At 36.2% G+C, this 20,600-nt stretch carries 21 protein-coding genes and 1 tRNA gene; 4 read left to right on the forward strand and 18 right to left on the reverse strand.

Annotation, left to right across the window (positions count from 1 at the left end; genetic code table 11):
* Position 1: 1 nt before the first annotated feature.
* From yycF to ACQV2S_RS06325, 3 genes are all read right to left on the reverse strand, one after another.
* On the reverse strand, positions 2–706 hold the full coding sequence (yycF, locus tag ACQV2S_RS06315; RefSeq protein WP_428873980.1) for a response regulator YycF: 705 nt from the start codon (positions 704–706) through the stop codon (positions 2–4).
* Between the two features lie 150 nt (positions 707–856).
* Complete coding sequence (locus ACQV2S_RS06320) at positions 857–1,540, reverse strand: O-methyltransferase (protein WP_428885224.1); 684 nt, start codon at positions 1,538–1,540, stop codon at positions 857–859.
* Between the two features lie 70 nt (positions 1,541–1,610).
* Positions 1,611–3,008 carry a hemolysin family protein gene (locus ACQV2S_RS06325; RefSeq protein ID WP_428874023.1) on the reverse strand — a complete coding sequence of 466 codons (1,398 nt, stop codon included), beginning with the start codon at positions 3,006–3,008 and terminating at the stop codon, positions 1,611–1,613.
* Between the two features lie 212 nt (positions 3,009–3,220).
* Here ACQV2S_RS06325 and cbpA point away from each other — a divergent pair, with 212 nt between their 5' ends.
* Complete coding sequence (gene cbpA, locus ACQV2S_RS06330) at positions 3,221–3,853, forward strand: cyclic di-AMP binding protein CbpA (RefSeq protein WP_428875121.1); 633 nt, start codon at positions 3,221–3,223, stop codon at positions 3,851–3,853.
* 54 nt (positions 3,854–3,907) lie between these two features.
* On the opposite strand, the gene ACQV2S_RS06335 is transcribed toward cbpA, so the two are convergent.
* From ACQV2S_RS06335 to ACQV2S_RS06375, 9 genes are all read right to left on the reverse strand, one after another.
* Positions 3,908–4,537, reverse strand: a complete 630-nt coding sequence (locus ACQV2S_RS06335) for an MBL fold metallo-hydrolase (RefSeq protein WP_428875120.1) — start codon at positions 4,535–4,537, stop codon at positions 3,908–3,910.
* Positions 4,538–4,546: 9 nt separating this feature from the next.
* Entirely contained in the window at positions 4,547–5,761 is a 1,215-nt protein-coding gene (gene alr / locus ACQV2S_RS06340) for an alanine racemase (protein WP_428873976.1), read from the reverse strand.
* A gap of 11 nt (positions 5,762–5,772) precedes the next feature.
* The gene (gene acpS, locus ACQV2S_RS06345; RefSeq protein WP_428873975.1) at positions 5,773–6,165 is read right to left on the reverse strand and encodes a holo-ACP synthase; all 393 of its coding nucleotides are present in this window, start codon (positions 6,163–6,165) and stop codon (positions 5,773–5,775) included.
* Positions 6,166–6,181: 16 nt separating this feature from the next.
* Entirely contained in the window at positions 6,182–7,648 is a 1,467-nt protein-coding gene (locus ACQV2S_RS06350; RefSeq protein ID WP_428873974.1) for a DEAD/DEAH box helicase, read from the reverse strand.
* Positions 7,649–7,753: 105 nt separating this feature from the next.
* Entirely contained in the window at positions 7,754–9,160 is a 1,407-nt protein-coding gene (locus ACQV2S_RS06355) for a UDP-N-acetylmuramoyl-tripeptide--D-alanyl-D-alanine ligase (protein ID WP_428873972.1), read from the reverse strand.
* Positions 9,161–9,171: 11 nt separating this feature from the next.
* Complete coding sequence (locus tag ACQV2S_RS06360) at positions 9,172–10,257, reverse strand: D-alanine--D-alanine ligase (protein ID WP_428885226.1); 1,086 nt, start codon at positions 10,255–10,257, stop codon at positions 9,172–9,174.
* A complete protein-coding gene (locus tag ACQV2S_RS06365; RefSeq protein ID WP_428876574.1) occupies positions 10,254–11,036 on the reverse strand; it encodes a hypothetical protein in 783 nt (260 codons plus the stop codon). The genes ACQV2S_RS06360 and ACQV2S_RS06365 overlap by 4 nt, the downstream gene beginning before the upstream one ends.
* Positions 11,037–11,129: 93 nt before the next feature.
* Positions 11,130–11,690 (reverse strand): LemA family protein, encoded by a 561-nt coding sequence (locus tag ACQV2S_RS06370; protein ID WP_428873969.1) that lies wholly within the window; start codon positions 11,688–11,690, stop codon positions 11,130–11,132.
* Positions 11,691–11,814: 124 nt separating this feature from the next.
* A complete protein-coding gene (locus ACQV2S_RS06375; protein WP_428875116.1) occupies positions 11,815–12,522 on the reverse strand; it encodes a glucosamine-6-phosphate deaminase in 708 nt (235 codons plus the stop codon).
* A gap of 183 nt (positions 12,523–12,705) precedes the next feature.
* Between ACQV2S_RS06375 and ACQV2S_RS06380 the strand changes: the two genes are divergently transcribed.
* Positions 12,706–13,410 carry a hypothetical protein gene (locus tag ACQV2S_RS06380; protein ID WP_428875115.1) on the forward strand — a complete coding sequence of 235 codons (705 nt, stop codon included), beginning with the start codon at positions 12,706–12,708 and terminating at the stop codon, positions 13,408–13,410.
* Positions 13,411–13,759: 349 nt separating this feature from the next.
* Positions 13,760–14,569, forward strand: coding sequence for a helix-turn-helix domain-containing protein (locus ACQV2S_RS06385; RefSeq protein WP_428873965.1), 810 nt, complete (start codon positions 13,760–13,762; stop codon positions 14,567–14,569).
* Positions 14,570–14,615: 46 nt separating this feature from the next.
* On the opposite strand, the gene glmM is transcribed toward ACQV2S_RS06385, so the two are convergent.
* The 4 genes from glmM to yidD all read right to left on the reverse strand — a co-directional run bounded on the left by glmM (position 14,616) and on the right by yidD (position 18,164).
* Positions 14,616–15,971, reverse strand: coding sequence for a phosphoglucosamine mutase (gene glmM, locus ACQV2S_RS06390; RefSeq protein ID WP_428875113.1), 1,356 nt, complete (start codon positions 15,969–15,971; stop codon positions 14,616–14,618).
* A gap of 57 nt (positions 15,972–16,028) precedes the next feature.
* Positions 16,029–17,000: a CdaR family protein gene (locus tag ACQV2S_RS06395; RefSeq protein ID WP_428876571.1), complete on the reverse strand. Its 972-nt coding sequence runs from the start codon at positions 16,998–17,000 to the stop codon at positions 16,029–16,031.
* A complete protein-coding gene (gene cdaA, locus ACQV2S_RS06400) occupies positions 16,993–17,856 on the reverse strand; it encodes a diadenylate cyclase CdaA (RefSeq protein ID WP_428873962.1) in 864 nt (287 codons plus the stop codon). Before cdaA ends, ACQV2S_RS06395 begins: the two co-directional genes overlap by 8 nt.
* Positions 17,857–17,918: 62 nt before the next feature.
* Positions 17,919–18,164, reverse strand: coding sequence for a membrane protein insertion efficiency factor YidD (gene yidD / locus ACQV2S_RS06405; protein WP_428873961.1), 246 nt, complete (start codon positions 18,162–18,164; stop codon positions 17,919–17,921).
* 79 nt (positions 18,165–18,243) lie between these two features.
* On the opposite strand from yidD, the gene ACQV2S_RS06410 reads away from it, so the two are divergent.
* Positions 18,244–19,326, forward strand: coding sequence for a M24 family metallopeptidase (locus ACQV2S_RS06410; protein WP_428876569.1), 1,083 nt, complete (start codon positions 18,244–18,246; stop codon positions 19,324–19,326).
* Between the two features lie 48 nt (positions 19,327–19,374).
* Here the strand turns inward: ACQV2S_RS06410 and ACQV2S_RS06415 are convergent, their stop codons facing one another.
* Both ACQV2S_RS06415 and ACQV2S_RS06420 read right to left on the reverse strand, forming a co-directional pair.
* Complete coding sequence (locus tag ACQV2S_RS06415) at positions 19,375–20,181, reverse strand: formate/nitrite transporter family protein (RefSeq protein ID WP_428873959.1); 807 nt, start codon at positions 20,179–20,181, stop codon at positions 19,375–19,377.
* A gap of 267 nt (positions 20,182–20,448) precedes the next feature.
* Positions 20,449–20,521, reverse strand: a tRNA-Thr gene (locus ACQV2S_RS06420).
* Between the last annotated feature and the right edge of the window lie 79 nt (positions 20,522–20,600).

Consider the following 20,600-nt stretch of genomic DNA (forward strand, 5'->3'; position numbering starts at 1 on the left):
CCTACTCTTGATCTGGGTTCTTAAGAAAATAGCCAACCCCTCTTCTGGTGATAATATAGGTCGGATGACTTGGTAAATCTTCAATTTTTTCACGTAAACGTCTTACAGTAACATCCACTGTTCGAACATCACCAAAGTAATCATAGCCCCAAACAGTTTCTAATAAATGTTCACGCGTCATCACTTGGCCAATATGTAAAGAAAGGTAATGTAACAATTCAAATTCTCGGTGAGTTAGCTCGATTTCAACTCCATTTTTTGAAACAATATAGGCATCTTGATGAATAATCAAGTCTCCCACTTCGATGTCATTATTTTGAGCAGCTTCTAGTTCTTCTTCTCTTACAGTATTTCGACGTAAATTAGCTTTAACACGAGCAACCAACTCACGGTTTGAAAAAGGTTTTGTCACATAATCATCTGCACCTAACTCTAGGCCTAAAACCTTATCGATTTCAGAGTCTTTAGCGGTTAACATAATAATTGGCACAGAACTGGTTTTTCGAATCTCACGGCACACCTCGAGTCCCTCAATTTTAGGGAGCATTAGATCTAACAAAATGAGATCAGGTGATTTTTCAGCAAACTTTTCAAGAGCTTCTTCACCATCATAAGCTGTCTCTACTTCAAATCCTTCATTTTTTAAATTAAATGTAATGATGTCTGAGATTGGTTTCTCATCGTCCACAACAAGAATTAATTTCACGCTGTTTCACTCCTTATCTCCTTCTCATAAAAAAATTAACGAGGAAGGGTTTATTATTGAGCTTGCGACTCCTTTTTTCTTCTATGCATATTATACCTTTATCATGTAAATAGTCAAAATACGACACTTTTAATTGCTTTGTTTTTGGCTTTAAAAATCAATCTTATCTGATTCTTTACGAATCATTAGCAAACCATCTCCTAAAGGAATTAAACAAGAACGGTGCTCTTTGGAAGTTAAAACTACTTGATGCAACTCATTGAGTTTACGATGAATTTTACGAACCCGTTTGGGAATCTTTTTTTCGTCGTGTAAAATGGTTCCTCCTTGAAAAACATCGTCAATAATCAAGATCCCTCCAAGTCGCAAAAGACGCATACACTCAGGTAAAAATTCGATATATTTTGCCTTGGCGGAATCCATAAATATAAGATCATAAGCCTCATCTAGCTGGGGCAATAAGTCTGCTGCATCTCCTTCAAGAAGTTCAATACGATTATTTAGCCCTTGTTTAGCAAAATTTTCTTTTGCCCTTTCATACATATCAGGGTAGCGGTCAATGGTGGTTAAGTGTCCATCATTTCGTAAGTGCTGAGCCATTAAGCTAGCAGAAAAACCAATAGCTGTTCCGATTTCTAAAATGCGCTGGGGTTGAAGACTTGCACATAAAAAATCAATAAACTTTGCTGTTTCATGAGGAATGACGGGTATTCCTCTCTCGTTAGCATAGGCTTCTATCTCTGCAACTTGTCCTTCAAAAGGCAATTGACCCTCTCGCATAAATTGAACGATGGATTCCATCACTACCGGTCGATGCATCATTTCATTTAACATACTTTCATCTCCTTATAAATAAAGAGTGAACGAGAAGGTCTTTTGACTCACTCGTTCACTGCGGTTTGTTTTATTTTTTTTCAGTATCTAAACCATAGTCATTATCCCGACGATCGCTATCGTGCTCAAATTCATAGAGACTATAATCTGTTTCTAAAGCATAGGCTGAATCATGAGTGACTTGAATACCACGGATTCTTCCATTTTCAACATTACTGGTCGTTAAGACATAGTCATTCATTCTGACTGATGTACGCTCGTCATCATCTGGTACATAGCCAATCACTTGAATCATCAAACCAGCGATAGTATCTACTTCCTCTGAGTCTAAGTGCTCATCAAAATAATGATTGAACTTTTCTAAGGTCATAACGCCATTAATGTAATAATTCATATCATCGATCTTGCGAACGACAGAAGCGGTAATATCGGACTCATCATTGATATCACCTACTATTTCTTCAATTAAATCTTCAAGAGTAACGATTCCCTCGACACCACCATACTCATCTCGTAAGATAGCCATATGGGTCTCTTCTCGACGGAATTCCAACAGCAAGTCATCAATATAGGCCGTAGAAGGGACAAATAGAGGATCGTTAGCAATTTCTAAAAAATCAATCTGATCAAAACCTTGTTGACTGGCCGTTTTTAATAATTGCTTAACATGGAGCACACCAATGACATTATCTTTACTTTCTTCATAAATAGGCAAACGTGAAAAAGGACTATTTAAAATAGTTGTGAGAATTTCATCGTACTCATCTTCTATATCAACCATTTGTGTGTCGGTCCGTGGAACCATGACCTCTCTTGCAAGCTTAGAGTCAAGCGACAGGACTCCTTCAAGCATTGAATACTCCGCTAAATCGATTGTTCCTTCTTGTTGGCTTTGGGTTAGAATAGCCACCATTTCTTCACGGGTAAACTGGTCGTTATCAGCATTGAAATCAATAGGTGTTAACCGCTTTAAAAAGCCAGTAGAAACCGATAATAAGGCAACAAATGGAGTGAATAGTTTTTGAACCCATTCAACAATGGCGCTAGTAGCCATAGCTACTTTGTCAGGCATTTGTAAAGCGATTTGTTTAGGGTAAAGCTCACCCAAGACCAAGGTCACATAAGAAAGCAAGACCGTTACTATCACTATTGAAAGTGACTTCGCACCCGGAAAAAATGGTATCCATCTTACTATATAATCTGCAAAACTTGTTGCAGCTGACGCAGATGAAAGGAAACCTGCCAAAGTAATTGCTACTTGGATGGTCGCTAAAAAATCATCTGCATTATCGATTAATCTCAGCACTCGTTGTGCTTTTTTGTTCTGCTCTTCTTCCGCTAACGTTCTCATTCTCGATTGGTTAATTGAAACAAAAGCAATTTCTGCTGCAGCGAAAAAAGCGTTAATTGCGGTTAAACATAAAATTAAGACTAATTGCGCTATCAGTGAATTCTCCGAAGAGTCCATAGTTAAGTTCATTTCTCCTTTATGCATCTAAAAATTTCGACTACTTTTATAATAGGTAATTTCAATATAAAAAGCAACACTTTATCTGGATAGAAACTAGCAAATTATTAAAAAACTATGAGAGAACGATTGCGCATTTTAATTACTATGATAAAATAGGAGAGTAGATGCCAACTTTTACCTAAATAATTAGTAAAGAATTGGAGAAACTAATGATTGAAGACTTAATGACACCCAAAAATGCCCTTCTCACTCTACCGGAAACATGCACTTGTCTAGAAGCTATTGAATTATTAGAAAAAAATAATCTTCGTTGCGCCCCGGTGGTAGATGATAGCCAATCCATTTTCCGTGGTAACATTTACCGCTTCCATATTTATCAATATAAATTTCATCATCCTGACGCTGATCTTAGTTCTTTACCCGTGACCCGCTTTTTAAAAAACACCACCAAAATTATCCGTATTCACCATTCAATTTTGGAATTGTTTTTTGCCATAAAAGACCTACCCTATGTTGCTGTCTTAAGTAAGGAACATACCTTTTTAGGGATTGTGGAACACACAAACTTTCTGAGCTTTTTAAATCAAGCTTGGGATATGCCGGTCGTAGGCTATATATTAAAAGTAGAAGCCCTCGGTAAAAAGGGCAATCTCACTAAGATTGCCCGTCTAGTTAACCGTTATTGCGATATTTCTTCCTCAATGACCATTGATAAGACCGATTTTAACAACCGTTCCTATATCCTCTTTCAAATCCACCAAGATACTAGCCGTCTTACCTTTCAAAACCTCGTTCAAGATTTGCAACGCCGTAAATACACGGTTGAATTCTGGTACATTTAAAATATTTATCCCCGCTAATCTCTATTCGAAGAAGAGTTAACGGGGATTTTATAATTATTTAGGAAAATAAGGATTATTCTGGCGCTCTTGGGCTACAAACGTTGGGTTGCCATGTCCAGGGTACAACTGATAATTATCACTCAAAGGTAAAATTTCGCGTTGAATACTTTCCATTAATTGTTGATGACTAGCATTCGGTAAATCCGTACGTCCAACACTGCCTGCAAAAACAAGGTCACCAGATATCACAAATTCATCCTCATCAAATAGATAAATCACATGACCTGGACTGTGTCCGGGTGTATGCTTCACTTCAAACTTAAAAGAAGCGATTGAAACTTCCCCCATACTTTCCCAAAGATGATCAGCTTTACGCTGAATAATCGGTTGAGTAAGCATTGTAGACAAGTTTAAGGCTGGATCACCGAGGAAATCAGCTTCTAATGTATGTACATAGACTGGAACGTGATAATAATCTCTCAATTGGTCTAAACCACCAATATGATCAAAATGGCAATGGGTTTGAAGAATAGCTTTCGGTTTCCAGCCTTGACCATCAATCCATTCAATCAATTTATCCGCTTCTGCACCCGGATCAAAAAGGATGACCTCTTGATTGGGATGAATCACTACATAAGTATTTTCCTGCATAGGACCCACTGTTTTCATAGCTACTTCTAACATATTATCCTCCTATATATAAATTCGAGGAACTCTTTCACTAATACATGATAATATTTCATAGGAAATAGTTCCTGCCATATGTGCCAACAAAGAGGGGTGATTATAATATTTACCATCTTGACCGATTATTGTCACTTCCGTTCCCACAGGGAATTCCTTGGGTAAACGAATCATTAATTGATCCATATTAATCACACCTAAAACAGGGCATGCATATCCTTCTACCAAAATAGGAATTTTAGCATAAGCGCGAAGCCAACCATCGGCATAGCCAATCGGAATAGTACCAATCCATTCATCCTCTGGACTTTCATAGCTTGCTCCATAAGAAATACGCGTTCCTTTTTCAACTTTCTTCACATAGGACAATTCAGACAACAATTGAAATGCTGGCTTCAAATTAAGTTCATTTGTAGAATTTTTACTGCGTAAACCCTCTTTATCTAAATGATAATCAGTAATTTGCTGGTCCGTCACTAAATCTTCAGGGACACAGTCTCTACTATTGAGACCATACATGGAAATACCTAAGCGTATAATATCTGATCGGTCGCCAATTGCAGGATAAAGTCCCATGGCTGAATTATCAAAGTGTCTTAAAGACACAAAATCAGGAATATAAGAAATTAAAGCTTGCCAACGCTCCCATTGATAGTCAATATAACTTAAGGGGCCACCACCAGCCGTTGCAAAATGAGTGAAAACCCCTTGCCAATTTAGCCACGAATAAGCTTTAACGCCTTCAACAAAGGCTAGTACTTCTTCTTTGGTCCTTAACCCCACTCGTGACATCCCCGTATCCAGCTTCAAATGAAATTTTAATGGATTCTCTTTCAACAGATTCTCTTGCTGATTCTTTTTAAGCTGGTGGAAAGACTGGTCAAAAAAGCTTAAATCTGAAACAGTAATCGTTAAATCATAATATAAAATCTCGGCTATTCCATAGGGTAATGTTAAGCCCATTACTAAAATTGGTATTTTAGTCAGACCCAGCTTGCGGAGTTGGATGGCTTCATCTACTGTGGCAACGCACAATCCATTCACACCTGCTTCAATGGCTGCCTTAGCAATTGGAATTGCTCCATGTCCATAAGCGTTGGCTTTAACTACTGCATATATTTGTTGATGTGAAGCTTTCTTATCTTGGTATAGCTTGATATTATGTTTAATGTTTTCTAAACTAATGACTGCTTGCGTTGGGCGGTGCTCACTTGCTCGATACATTTTTTGACTCCTTACGACTTGTTTATAAATTTTTGATAGGCTTGGTCAATCGTTTGCTGATCACAGTCCATTACAACCATAGCCGTTGCGTAATCTTGACCATGACTAATCGATACTTTGGCATGTTTTATTATTGGACCTGCTGTAATCTTAGGTCGTCCTCTCTCGTCATTGATAATTGAAATATCAGAAAACTTCAAGTGTCCAATCCCTGTACCCATAGCTTTAACATAAGCCTCTTTAGCACAAAAGCGGCCAGCCAAATAAATGAGCTGCCGCTGAGAGGAATATTTATCAAATACTCGTAGTTCTTGATCTGATAATATTTTATTTGGAAAAGCTTTGTGTCTAGCTAGGGCCTTAGCAATCCGATCAATTTCTACAATATCAATTCCTATCTCCATTATAATACCTCAAATATTAACGCTCTTTTTTCTTCATCTTAAAATTTTTCTTGTTAGACTTTGAATAGTTGCCTTTATTACCACCGGAATATTTATTGCGGTTTGATTTGCCAGACTTTTTGCGATAGTTGTCACGATTATTCCGTTTTTTGCGGTCTGCATTTGGTAATGGTTTTTGCGGTGAAATCGAAACGGCAATTTCACGGCTTTCTGAAACAATTTGTCCTAAAAGGGCTGCTACTAAATCTTCCGCTTCATAGTTAGCTAAAAGTAGTTTAGCATTTTGCCGACTATGATTAACCTGGTCGCCTTCTAATTGCTCATTAATCTGTTCGATAATTTGGTGGATTTGTCCTTGCTGTGCTTCTTGAATGGTTGGTGGTTTCATCGGTTGCATTTGTTTACCGACTAATTTTTCGATGGTTCTTAAATAAGGCATTTCAGTCGGTAAGACAAAGGTTAATGACAAACCTTCATTGCCTGCACGCCCTGTACGCCCGATACGGTGAACATAAGACTCAGGATCTTGCGTAATATCATAGTTATAGACGTGAGTAACGCCTGTAATATCTAATCCTCTGGCGGCAACATCAGTTGCGACTAAGAGTTCTACATTGCCTTTTTTGAAGGCGTTAATCACGCTAGACCGTTTCTGTTGAGTAATATCACCATGGATCACTTCTGCATTGTAACCTCTTAGGTTTAGACCACGGCCGACTTCATCGACACGCTTTTTAGTCCGACAGAAGATAATCGCTTGCTTAGGCATTTGAACGTCAAGAAAACGTGATAAGGCATCAAATTTCTCATCGTCACGGCACTTAGCATAAAATTGCTCAATCAAGTCTGCTGTTACATGTTTTGTTTCAATATGTACATGAGCTGGTGATTTAAGAAATTGATCTGCTAAGTTTCGAATTGCTGGTGGCATAGTCGCTGAGAAGAGTAACGTTTGTCTTGCTTGAGGTGTTTTAGAAACAATTGACTTAATATCTTCAATAAAACCCATATTTAGCATTTCGTCGGCTTCATCTAAAACCAAAGTTTGTACATGCTCTAATTTCAAAACTTTTCGATTGATTAAGTCTAGTAGTCGTCCTGGAGTCCCCACAATAACTTGTGGTTTATTACGTTTAATACGCTCAATTTGCTTACCGATTGGTGAGCCACCATAGACCACATAAATACGCGAACGAACGCCTTTTCCTAAACGAAATAACTCTTCCTGAACTTGGATAGCGAGTTCTCTTGTTGGAGCTACCACTAAACTTTGAATATTATCATGGTTGGTTTCCAGTTTATTTAATAAAGGCAGACCAAAGGCTGCTGTTTTTCCTGTTCCTGTTTGCGCTTGACCGATTAAGTCACGGCCCTCCAGTGCTACAGGTATTGCTTTTTGCTGGATGGGAGTTGGCTCTTCAAAACCTAACTCATCAAGTGTTTTAACTAATCGTTCATCTAATTGTAAATCTTTAAATTTCAAATAATTCTTCCTTTTCTTCTATTGATAAGAATTTCAACAAGGGACTGGGTATTTACCCCAGCCCCACTATCATCTGTTTATAAAGTTTTTAAACCTTATGGTTGATCATTGTGTTTTGATTCCAGTTAACGCCGTCACAACGCTCAGTAAGTCAACACCGAAGCTAGACTTAACTAGGATGACATCTTCATTTGATGTCTCTATACTAAGAGCGTCTATCAAACGTTGATGATCTGCTTTTTCATAAAACAACTGTTCCTTTGCAAAAGTTTTTTGCAATTCATCGTATAAATAAGCCATCTGGTCGCCAAACAAGTATACCTTATCTAACACGCTTACGTCCAGTGAATCTTTTAAACTACGATGATATTCTTCACTTTTGGCTCCTAACTCCCTAATATCACCCAAAACAGCAATTTTACGGCCCGCACCTTCTACTTCAACATCAGCCAAAGTATTTAAAACAGCTCGCATGGAAGTTGGACTGGCATTGTAAGCATCATTTAAAAGTCTAGCGCCATTTTTAGTGGTTAACCATTGTACCCGATTGGCTGTCAGTTTAAATTGTGATAATTGGAAAATAGCTTGTTCGGTAGGAACTTCTAATAGTTTAGCAATGCTTAGAGCAATTAAAGCATTAGTAACATTATAGGCTCCAATGATTGGAATCGAACATAGCACATTTTCATCAATATTCGTGCGGAAAAAAGTTTTATTATATTCTTGATTAATAGCGTAAGCATAAAAATCATCACTTTTTTCAAAACCAAAGCAGTAACTTTTAATTTTAACCTGTTTTTTTTGCAACTCTGCTTCAATTAAAGGCTCATTGCCAGGGTATAAGAAAATACCATTGGAAGTGAGACCATCTAATATTTCTAATTTTGCTTGTGTAATACCTTGCCGACTCCCTAAAAATTCTAAGTGGCTCTCTCCGATAATAGTCACTACAGCAATATCAGGCTCAGCGATTTTACTTAATCGACTAATTTCTCCAAAGTCACTCATCCCCATCTCTAAGACACATACCTGCGTATCTTCAGGCATTTGCAATAGTGTATAAGGCATACCAATTTCGTTATTATAATTCCCTTGGGTTTTATGGACACTATATTTTGAAGTTAAACTCATGGCTGTCATGTCTTTAGCAGTTGTTTTACCATTACTCCCTGTGATACCTATCACAATAGGCTGAATAAGATGACGATAATAATTTGCTAATTGATGAAAGGCCGCTAATGTATCTTCAACCTTGATAACAATTAATTGTTCAGAGGGTGCTTCTTCTATAGGACGTGACCAAAAACAAGCGATGGCACCATTATCTATTGCATTTTGAATATAGTCATGACCATCCGTAGTACCCCCTACTAATGGCACAAAAAGACTAGCCTTTTTGACCTTACGTGAGTCAAACTCTACACTAGTAATTTCTTGACCTAAGACTGGCTGATAATTAAACGGATTTAGTTTTAAAGTCTTGATGATTTCGTTAATTTGAATTGCTTTCAAAGACTCGCTCCCTAACTTTTATAACTTTTCATTTGAGACCTTGTTTTATGTCGGCTCAACCCTAATTGAATGAGTTCTTCAATTAAGTCCCGATATTCTAAGCCTGTTGCTTTCCAAAGACTTGGATACATCGAGTATTGGGTGAATCCTGGCATGGTATTTAGCTCATTAATGTAAATATCATGGTTAGCAGTGACAAAAAAGTCGGCCCTTGCTAATCCAGAACCATCAATCACCCGATAAGCTTTTTTCGCATAGTTTTGAATTTCTTCAGATAGACTTTCAGGTAAATCAGCTGGAATTTCCATTTCAACCGTATTATTAATATATTTTTCGGAATAATCGTAGAAATCTTGGGTTTTTACCAATCGTCCCACACAAGACACGTGAATATCTTCATTACCTAAAACGGCTACTTCACACTCATCAGCACTAATTCCTTGCTCAACCACAATGCGACGGTCATACTTCAAAGCTTCATTAACTGCTTCAATTAGCTGATATTTATCTTGAGCCTTAGAAATCCCAACACTCGATCCCATATTAGCTGGCTTGACAAACATTGGGTACAGTAATGTTCCTTCAGCTTTAATAATTAAGTTTTCTTGCTGATTTTTCCACTCTACATCATCAAAGGAAACATAGGGAACTTGAGGAATGCCTGCTTGGGTAAATAAAGATTTAGAAATGATTTTATCCATACCATTTGCTGAAGCGGTAATCCCTGCTCCAACATATGGCATATCTAAAACTTCTACAAAGCCTTGAATAGTGCCATCTTCACCATTAGGACCGTGTAAAACAGGAAAGACTATGGCATCCTCCTCTTGAATCTCTCCCGGTTTTATAACCACTCCTTTTGAAGGTGTATTTGTGGTTGACCACTTTGCATGAGCTGATTCATTAAATATTAATTGCTGATCACCTAAAGAAGGTTCATTCATTTCCGGCCCTTGAATCCATTGCCCATCTTTGGTGATATAAATCGGCTGCACTGTATATAAATTGTACATAATTGCTTGCGAAATATTATGAGCTGAAATAATAGAGATCTCATGCTCAGCACTTTGCCCACCATATAGTAATATTATTTTCATTGAGTTCCCTCCGTCTTGTCTTCCAACTGTTGGCTTAAGTCTTCGATGCGCCATTGACTGGTTGATTCTTGGTAAATTATCTGTCCAACAGCATCTTTACGATCGAAATTACGTGTTAAATAAGTTAATTCATCCTCAATTATATATAGAGGGATACTCCAAGTATCATTTTCTTTAATGGCTTGTTTTAAATCAATTTTTAACCCATTCATAAATAGGGGGCTTAATTCCTCTACTAGTCTAACAGGCATTGGTGCTATTACTTTTTTCCGTCTTGTAAACCACCCAACATTTTCATTGATTATGTTAGACAGATGTTCACTTAGAGCCCGAGCAAAGCGCCCATAAAAGTGAGACATATGCCGATAATATGTTTTATTTAAGCCGTTTGACATGGTTAAATAAACATAGTTATTTTGCAACTTATAAAAGAAAGGTGATCTCAAGGCTTTATTAGCGTGAAAAAGGTAGAGTAGTTCTGAAATTTCAACGGGGGTTAATTGGTGCATCAATTCCATACTATCGAAATCAATCCAATTAGACATTCGACGCCCTTCTTTTTGACAAAGTTCAAAATAGTTTAAAACTTCTGTCTGATTGCGTAGAATTTTAAAATCCGTTTGAACGTCAAAACGACCGAATTCTTCCGGTGCATTCGCTAAAATAATATTTTGTGGTAAATATTGACGATTGAAATCCATTATTTTTAGACTTATTCCTCGCGTCATAAAATAATTAGTAACGGCATCATAATGCACATAAAGATTAATCCGATTCATTCTCTACCTCCTTTCTTTTAAAGATCGGCAACTCACATTCTACTCTCTTTGATTTCCAATGCAAAGCCTAATTTTAAAGAAGGCATAAAATTATTAGTCAAAAGAGACTTGAGGTGCTTGACGAGCAGCTTCTGGAGCTTCTAAATAAGTTTTCTCGCCAAATCCATGGACTCCCGCTACCACATTGTTAGGAAAAACTTGAACCTTCTCATTATAGGTTTGTACACTTGAATTATAAAGTTGGCGAGAAACTGCAATCTTGTTTTCTGTATCTTCAAGTGATCTTTGTAATTCTTGAAAATTAGCGTTCGCTTTTAGATCAGGATATTGTTCCGCTACGACAAGCAAACGTGATAATGCTGAAGTTAAGCTGTTAGATTTGCTATTGATCATTTCTGGACTTGCATCAGCAGGTAGATTAACTAACTGCTGACGCGCTTTGGTCACATTTTCTAGTGTTTGGCGTTCGTGCTCAGCATATCCTTTAACTGTTTCAACCACATTCGGTATCAGATCGTTTCTTCTTTGAAGTTGAACGTCAATTTGACTAAAAGAACCTTCTACCCCGTTACGAGCTTTAATTAAATTGTTATAAACACCTACCCAAAAAAGAGCGATTATACCTATTACACCTAACAAAATATACATAAACATATCCTTAGCACATCCTTTCATATAAATCTATTATAAGCGATTGCAATAAAAGAGTGAATATAAAGCTATTATCTTTAACACTTAATATCAGCGAAGATGAAGCACCATTATTTATTCTTAGACTTTAACGAGTCAATGAGGATGCCGCTTCTCTATCTAAGAGTACGTAAACATTCCGATGCTTTTGTAAAACACTAGCCGGTAAGTCTGATGTAATAGGGCCTTCAATCATACCTCGTACAGCTTGAGCCTTTTGACTACCAAAGGCCATAATTATTATTTTTTTAGCTTTTATAATAGCTCCCACACCCATCGTAATTGCTTTGGTAGGCGTTTCTTCTTTAGAACCAAAAAAACGTTGATTATCATCAATTGTAGATTGCGTCAGACTCACTAGGGATGTGCCAGCTTCTAAATCGGACCCAGGTTCGTTAAACCCTATGTGGCCATTCGAACCCAAGCCTAATAGTTGCAAATCAACCGGATTGTCTTTAATTACTTGATCGTATCGAGCTAACTCAGCATCGATATCTTTAGCCTGTCCATTCGGAATAAAAGAGCCTTTAAAGGGTTTGTTTTTGAAGAGATGGTCATTCATATAGAAAGCATAACTTTGAGGATTCTCGTCATCTAATCCAACGTATTCATCCAAATTAATTGCAACAGCCTGACTGAAGTCCATATCCGACTGACTTAAAAGCTCATATAATCTTTCCGGGGTCGATCCAGTCGCCATACCATATACATCAGCCCCCTCTTGCTGACTAAGCTTGAATATTTCTAAAGCTCTTAATGATGCCTCTTCTGAACTGTTATAGATTTCAACTCTCATAATAAATCCTCCTTAAGTATTAGGCTTTTTTCTTTTAAATAGTTTATCATTAAATATATATTTAACAAAGCAACATTAAATGACATTCTTCTCAAGCTGGCAACATTCAGGTAACAAACCACATAAATTAAATAATTAATGATAAACTAGTATTAACAAATCATTAGGGAGGAGAGCATAAAAGTGTGTGAGAAAAACAAGCTAAAATTAAACCATTCAAAGACTATTCTATGCTTTATAATGTTGATGTGTTTTTTTATCATCAGCATCAAATCTCCCTATATTGAAACGCAAGCTTCAGGCTTCCACAGGCTATCCAGTCCAGTTGAGACTAATCCCGTTAAAAACCCAAGCAACAAACAAACCACCAGCGTTGAAAAACCCGAGGATGAATCAACAACTACCACCCAGGAAGTGATTGCTCCTACTCCACCGATTACTTTCGATCCGAATGAAAGTACTCAAACAAGTCGTCAAGCTAGTAAAGATGAGTCAACAATCACAAGCAATCAATTAACAACCGTCACTAACGATCAAGAAGATAATGATAATCATAATCAAGAAAAAATAACGACAACTCAGGAAAAATCCGAAACCTCTGAGCTGTCCGAGCAAACTACCACTTCTAAAGAAGTGGCCTTCGAAGCTGGTAAATTAACAGTTATTAAAAAAGATACCGTCCCATTGGCGTATATTCTCACTGAATTCGCCACCACTCTTTATGAAAATTCCGATTTTATTCAATCAATCTATTATCAAGGGGCCTTTCTAATTCGCCATCTATTAATTATTCCCGATGCAGACATCTTGACATTATTTGATCATAAAATTATTCGCTGGCTCAATCTTTATGCAGAGTATTTTATGCAAAATAAAACGACTCCATAATCCTTGAAGCGCTACTAAATAAAAGAATATTTTTTCTTTTAACAGTTGATTTTAAAGGATTTTATTAGTATCTTATTTCTATTTTAAATAACCCTTATTGTCCATCTATTCCATTTTTTTGATTATATAAGATTTTCTTATTGTTTTAATAAGTTTTTCAAATGATTTCTCATTAAGTTTAAAAAAATTTATATCACAAAGCTTAATCTTATATGGTTAAGCTTCTTTTTATTAATAAAATATCATATAAAATTTTTAATACTCTAACTATACCAATCGGAATAAAATTAGTGTATAATATTGTTAAAATGATATATTGTAGGGAAGATATAAAATAAGGAGGGTCGCTATGTATATTTCTAATATTAATTCAGCTTCTGTTAAACTAGACAGTATTCAATCCGAAAAAATCACATCCAGTCAAAGATTCACAGTCCAATCTTCAGATAAATTGGTTTTAATTTATGTTCATAAAGGGGCAGCTGATTTCATCTCTGAAGAGAAAATAGGTGGTTTTAAGAAACGTGATATCATCATCCTAAATCCTAACCATTCGATTGAAATCCAACCAATCCGTAAATTAGAATGGTTTCGTGTTGAAATTTCCGGAATTTTGTTTACTTCATCTGCTGAAATTGAATCAATGGATAATATTTTTATCGTTTGCGATCAATCGCAGACCATTAAAAATTACTTAGATCTTGCCCTTATCGAATATAAACAACCCTTTAGAGGGTCTGAACTTGTTTTAAGAAAACTAATTGAGTGTGTCATGGTTCATGTGCTGAGGCACCATGAACTGTCCATTAAAGACTCCTCTATTCAAGTGCGTCACCAAGAAATCGAAATAATCAAAAACTATATTCGTGAACATTTTTCTGAAAAAGTAACTCTTGAACAGCTTTCTGATATTGTTGATATCAATAAATACTATATGATTAGACTGTTTAAACAACAAACAGGACTTTCTCCCATTGATTATTTAATTCATGTGCGACTGTCTGAAGCAGAAAAACTGTTAGCTCAAACGTCTATTACGATTTCAAAAATTTCTGATATAGTTGGCTTTCATTCTCCTTCACACTTTTCAAAAACATTTAAGGAAAGTAATCATATGACCCCTTCAGCTTATCGACGAAAGTTTTCTAGTTTAGCTTAATAAAACAAAGCGCTCCATGAAAATTCTATTTCATGAAGCGCTTATTTTATTCAATCCCTCTAACTTGGCGAATAACATCTGCAATTTTATGCACATACTTATCCACTAATTCGTCGGTCGGAGCTTCGGCCATTACTCGCAGTAATGGTTCCGTTCCACTTGGGCGAACTAAAATTCTTCCTTCACCGGCCATTTCTTTTTCAACCGATTCAATGACTTGTTGAACTTTTGCTTCTTCTAAAACAGTATGTTTATCTCTAACTCGAACATTGACTAACTTTTGCGGATAGATGATGACCTCTTCTGCTAATTCCGATAGTTTCTTCCCCGTTTCACTCATAACAGCCATTAATTGTACGGCTGTTAATAGACCGTCTCCTGTTGTGTTTAAATTTAAGAAGACGATATGTCCAGATTGTTCACCACCTAAGGTATAACCACCTTCACGCATAGCTTCTACAACATAGCGATCTCCAACATTCGTTTTTATTGCAACCATTTCATTGGCTTCTAAAGCTTTATGGAAACCTATATTACTCATAACCGTTGAGACAATCGTATTATCATTTAATCGTCCTTTTTGCTTCAGATGATTTCCACAAATAAAGAGTATCTTATCTCCATCAACTAGATTTCCCTTTTCATCAACTGCAATTAAACGATCTCCATCACCGTCAAAGGCTAATCCTAGATCCACTTCTTTTTCCTTAACTAGCTCTTGCAAAGCTTTTGGATGAGTTGATCCAACCTGATCATTAATGTTTATCCCATTAGGTCGATCACCCATGGTGTAAAAATCAGTGTCTAAATCAGCAAATAATTGATTGATTAAGGGTGAAGTGGCTCCATTTGCCGCATCAATAGCGACACTCAATCCACTTAATTCAACTGAAATAGTTGATTGTAAAAAGTTCAGGTATTTTATAGTTCCTTCATGGAATTCGTCTATTAAGCCTAAGCCTTCAGCGGCTGGTCGAGGCAAATTATCTTCTTCTGAATCTAGTAGTTCTTCTATTTCTTCTTCTTGCTGATCAGATAATTTAAAACCATCGGTACCGAAAAATTTAATCCCATTATCTTCTGCAGGATTATGTGAAGCAGAAATCATGATCCCCGCTACAGCATTTTGCGTTTTAGTTAAATAGGCTACGGCTGGAGTGGGAACAATACCCAATTGCATCACTTCAATCCCAACTGACAAAAGACCTGCGGTTAAAGCAGCTTCTAGCATTTGTCCAGAAACACGTGTATCTCTTGCAACTAAGACTCTTGGTGTTTCAACAGATTCAGCGTGCTGTAAAAGAACATATCCTCCATATCGACCTAATTTGAATGCTAGTTCTGGACTTAATTCCTGATTAGCAACTCCTCTAACACCATCCGTTCCAAAAAATTTTCCCATTTTCTTCTCCTTTTTAAATCTTATAAGTGAGCTTTCTTAAATCTTTTCATTACGTTACTATTGACTTAATTTCACTGGCTCGATTATAACTTCTACTTTAGCCTCATTGATACTCGCGCTCGAAATACCACTCGGTAAATTCAGTAACCCTACAACTTGACCTGATTCTGTCTGTTCGGAAACATCTACAACAAGTTCTACTTCTTTAATCGGATTAAGGATTTTCTGACTACCAAATAATGTGACTTTATCTTGACCAACAATGGAATAACGATAATTATTTTTTGTATTATCTTCTCCTATAGCAGTAATTTTCAAAGGAAATTCTTTCGAGTTTTGGACAATGTTCACTTGTGCTTTAATATCCATTGTTTCTGAGTTCACATCGAGAGGCTTTCCATCTTTGTCTAAAATTTGTAAGCGATAATTACCTGCAAAGGATTCTGCAACCGGTTGGTTAGAGCGAATACTAATGCCCACAAAATCAATGGCATTAATGGCTCTTTGACTGCCTACTAATTTAACTTCTTTTGGATCAATATTAACAGACTCTACCTTAAAATCTGATTCTAATTGAAGATCATCAAGTGAAACTTCAACAGCAACCGTCACAACTTTACGCTGTTGGACCTCTACTTTTACTTTAGAAGGCGAGATGGTATAAGTGATTTCATCGGGTAAGCCGTCTATTAATAATAATAGTTCTCGATCACCAATTTGACCTTTAGAAATTTTCTCAGTTTGAACCATAATGTTTTCGCGTGTCACTTGGTTCAAAATATTTTTAGGGCCATCAAGACGAACGGTCACACTTTCTTTAAGATCACTAACGTAAATATCATCGGGATGATCGCCTAAATATAATGGCACATTATACAAAGTCTCCGATGTATTAAAACTAGAAGCTAATTGAGAATTCACGGCTGCATTACGGGCATTGTTTTCGTTAGTAACAAAAGTATAAATAAATAGAGCAAAAATTAATGAAATAATTCCCACAGCCCAGTTTTTTTCAAATATCTTATTCATTATTTTTGCCACCTTTACTTGAGCGCATCCTGTTAAAGAGGGTTTTAAACATATTAGAATCTTGACTTTTTGAGTCTTTTTTTTCTATCTCTGTATAAAGATATTTGTTAAGCAAATCATGTAGTTCTTCTTTATCTAGATCACGATGTAAAAAATCATTCTTTACAATACTAATTGCGCCCGTTTCTTCGGATACTATTAATGTCAAAGCATCTGTTTTCTCTCCCAGTCCAATTGCCGCCCGGTGCCTTGTTCCTAATTCCTTAGGAATTAATTTACTTTCCGAAAGCGGTAAATAACAAGAGGCAGACGCAATTCTAAAGTCATTGATAATGACTGCTCCATCATGCAAAGGCGTGTTGGGAATAAAGATATTGATTAATAATTGACTAGAAATTTCAGAATCTAATGTTGTCCCAGTACTAATATATTCTTCTAAAGAATCTTCACCTTCAATAGAAATGAGCGCTCCAATTTTACGCTTTGACATATAGAGTAAGGATTTTTTTAAATCCTCAATTAACTCTTCACTCGGATTTCTTGAAGATTGTCTATTTCTAAAAAGGATTTTCCCTAAACTTTCTAACGCTTTTCGCAATTCAGCTTGGAATAAAATAATAAGGGCGACTACTCCCCATGAAATAACTTGCCCCAATAGCCAATCGATTGTTTGTAAACCAATTCCTTGACTTACAAATTTGGCAAAAATAATTAAGCCTATTCCTTGCAAAAGATTCATTGCCCGAGATTGTTTAGCATAGCCTATTAATCGATAAATAATGAACCAGACAATGAAAATATCCAGTAAACTCACAAATGGATGGTTGCCTAGGAACTGATTGAGCCACTCTAGCATCCTTTCACCTACTTTCAACTTAATTACTATTTTACCATAGTCTCATTAACCCATGGTAAAATTTATTTATTGACCCGCTGCCTTCTTAAAGTAAAATGATCCGGTATAGGATCTAATCCTCCTTCTCGGAAGGGGTGACATCTTAAAATACGTGCTAAACCCATTAAAGAACCTTTAAGTGCTCCAAACCGCTCAATCGCTTGAATGGTATAACTTGAACAAGTTGGTGAATAGCGACACGAAGGAGGCGTTAAGGGGGAGATGTATTTTTGGTAGAATCTTATCATTCTAATAAATATCTTTTGCATTTTTACCTCCAATCATTACAATAACCATTTTCTTCTATTATAATAGTTTATGTAGAAGTTACCAAGTAGGAGGAAAAATATGAACAAATTAGCTACAAAAAAACTACTAGACGCTATGCAGAAAAAAGATATCTCACAATTTTTAATATCTGACCCCTCTACAATTGATTATTTAGTAGGATACCATACAGATCCTGGTGAAAGACTTTTATTATTATCAATTAAGCGTAATGGACAAATGCAACTGATTCTTAACCAATTATTCCCTACTTTTAAGGAAAAAGATAATCTAGCTATTAAATATTATAATGATGGAGAACCCATTATTAGAGAATTAGCTGAAGGTTTAGAGGCTGGTAATATCGGTATTGATAAAAACTGGCCAAGTCATTTTTTAATTAACTTGATGAAACAACATCCTAATGCTGAATATGTAAATGGAAGTCCCTTAGTGGATAAAATTCGTGCTATCAAATCAAAAGAAGAAATTGATATCATGCGGGAAGCATCACATCGGAACGATCAAGTCATGCAAGCACTGATTAAAAAGATAGATGCAACCACTAGTGAAAATGAAATAAAAGAACAACTAGCTTCATTATATAAAGAGTACGAATGCGACGGCTTTTCATTTGAACCGATTATTGCCTATGGACCCCATGGTGCTGACCCCCATCATAGTACCGATGATAGTTTACCTCAAGTGGGACAAAGTATCATCATTGATATTGGATCAAGTTATAAAGGATATTGTTCAGATATGACTCGAACTGTCTTTTTTGGCGAAGTGTCCGATAAGCATAAAGAAATCTATCAAACTGTTTTAAAAGCGAACGAAGAGGCTATCAAACAGGTAAAACCAGGGGTGTCATTTGCATCCATTGACTTAACCGCAAGAAAAATCATCGAAGATGCGGGCTATGGTGAATACTTCACTCACCGCACCGGACATTTTATTGGTAGAGACGTCCATGAATATGGGGATGTTAGCCAACATAATCATAATAAAGTAGAAGTGGGAAATGTTTTTTCAATTGAGCCCGGTATCTATCTTCCAGGTGAAATGGGCGTACGCATAGAAGACCTAGTTGTCGTTACAGAAACAGGCTGTGAAGTCATCAACTTAGCGAATAAAGAACTAACCATTCTGCCTAACAAATAAAAAATAACCCTTGTGGCTAATGTAAGCTGCAAGGGTTTCTTAATTTTTTTAATCATGAAGTGCCAGTCCAGCATCATTTAACCATGCATAGACGAGACCAATAACAAGTCCGCCACCAATAAAGTTTGCAACCCAAGCAACAGTCCAAGCTAAAAGAACAGGCACTAACTGAAGAGCTTCTGCTTGATAATTACTAAAAGCAACTAAACTAAATGATCCAAAGTTAGCCACCACATGTTCATAACCTAAAAACACAAACATGAAGATAGCGCCGAAAACAATAACTATCTTAGCAATTTCTTCTTTAGCCAATAAATAACCAACAATTGCTATGTTTACAAAGGTATTGGCTAAAATCCCTTCGATGAAGATCAAAGCTAAATCTTTACCTAACTTTCCATTTACAGTAGTAACAATAAAGCTTTCAGCAGTCAATTGACTGAAAGCGCCTGTTTGGGCAACGATAAAGGCCGCTACAAAAGCTCCAACTAGATTACCAAGGGTACAAAATAGAAGAATCTGAACGGTCTTGTTAGGACTTATAAACTTGTGATAAGTACCTGCCGTTAAATACATCATATTTGAAGTAACTAATTCTTGATGTAGGAATAAAATAAATAAAAGACCAAAAGCAAATAGGATTGAATAAACGAACTTGCCAATATGAGGAGCTCCAACATTAATATAATCCGCAGCATAAACGCCAATAGCTGTAGCTAATACTAACATAGCTCCTGCATACATAGAACGTACAAAATAACGCGCTTTACTCTGTTCGAACAATCCAACCTTCTTATTTACAGAAGACTCAATGATCTTAACAAACTGTGACTCATTTACAATATTTTCTCTCATTCTTTAACTCCTTTAAAGTTATTTAACAACATTCTATAGTTTAGAGGTTTATTACTTTATTATCAAGTTAAAATAATAGAAATTATAGCAAGAATAATGAAAGTTTAAAGACAGTGAGTGGATATAAGTTTTGAAATTATAACTTAACTAGTATTACAGGGAAATCTTTCTTCAAAAATAAATTGAAGAAAAGAAAAAGCTTTATTAGAAGAAGTTAAAGAGAAATTCTTCGTAATAAAACTTAAAATTGTTTATTTATTTTATAAAAGCCACCTGCCGGGATTGAACCGGCGACCTCTTCCTTACCATGGAAGCGCTCTACCTGCTGAGCTAAGGCGGCAAAAAGAAATCTATAAAAAAAAAGACTCCGCCAGTAGGGCTCGAACCTACGACATCATGATTAACAGTCATGCGCTCTG

This window comes from Facklamia sp. P13064, assembly GCF_050409425.1.
Classification (GTDB): domain Bacteria; phylum Bacillota; class Bacilli; order Lactobacillales; family Aerococcaceae; genus Facklamia.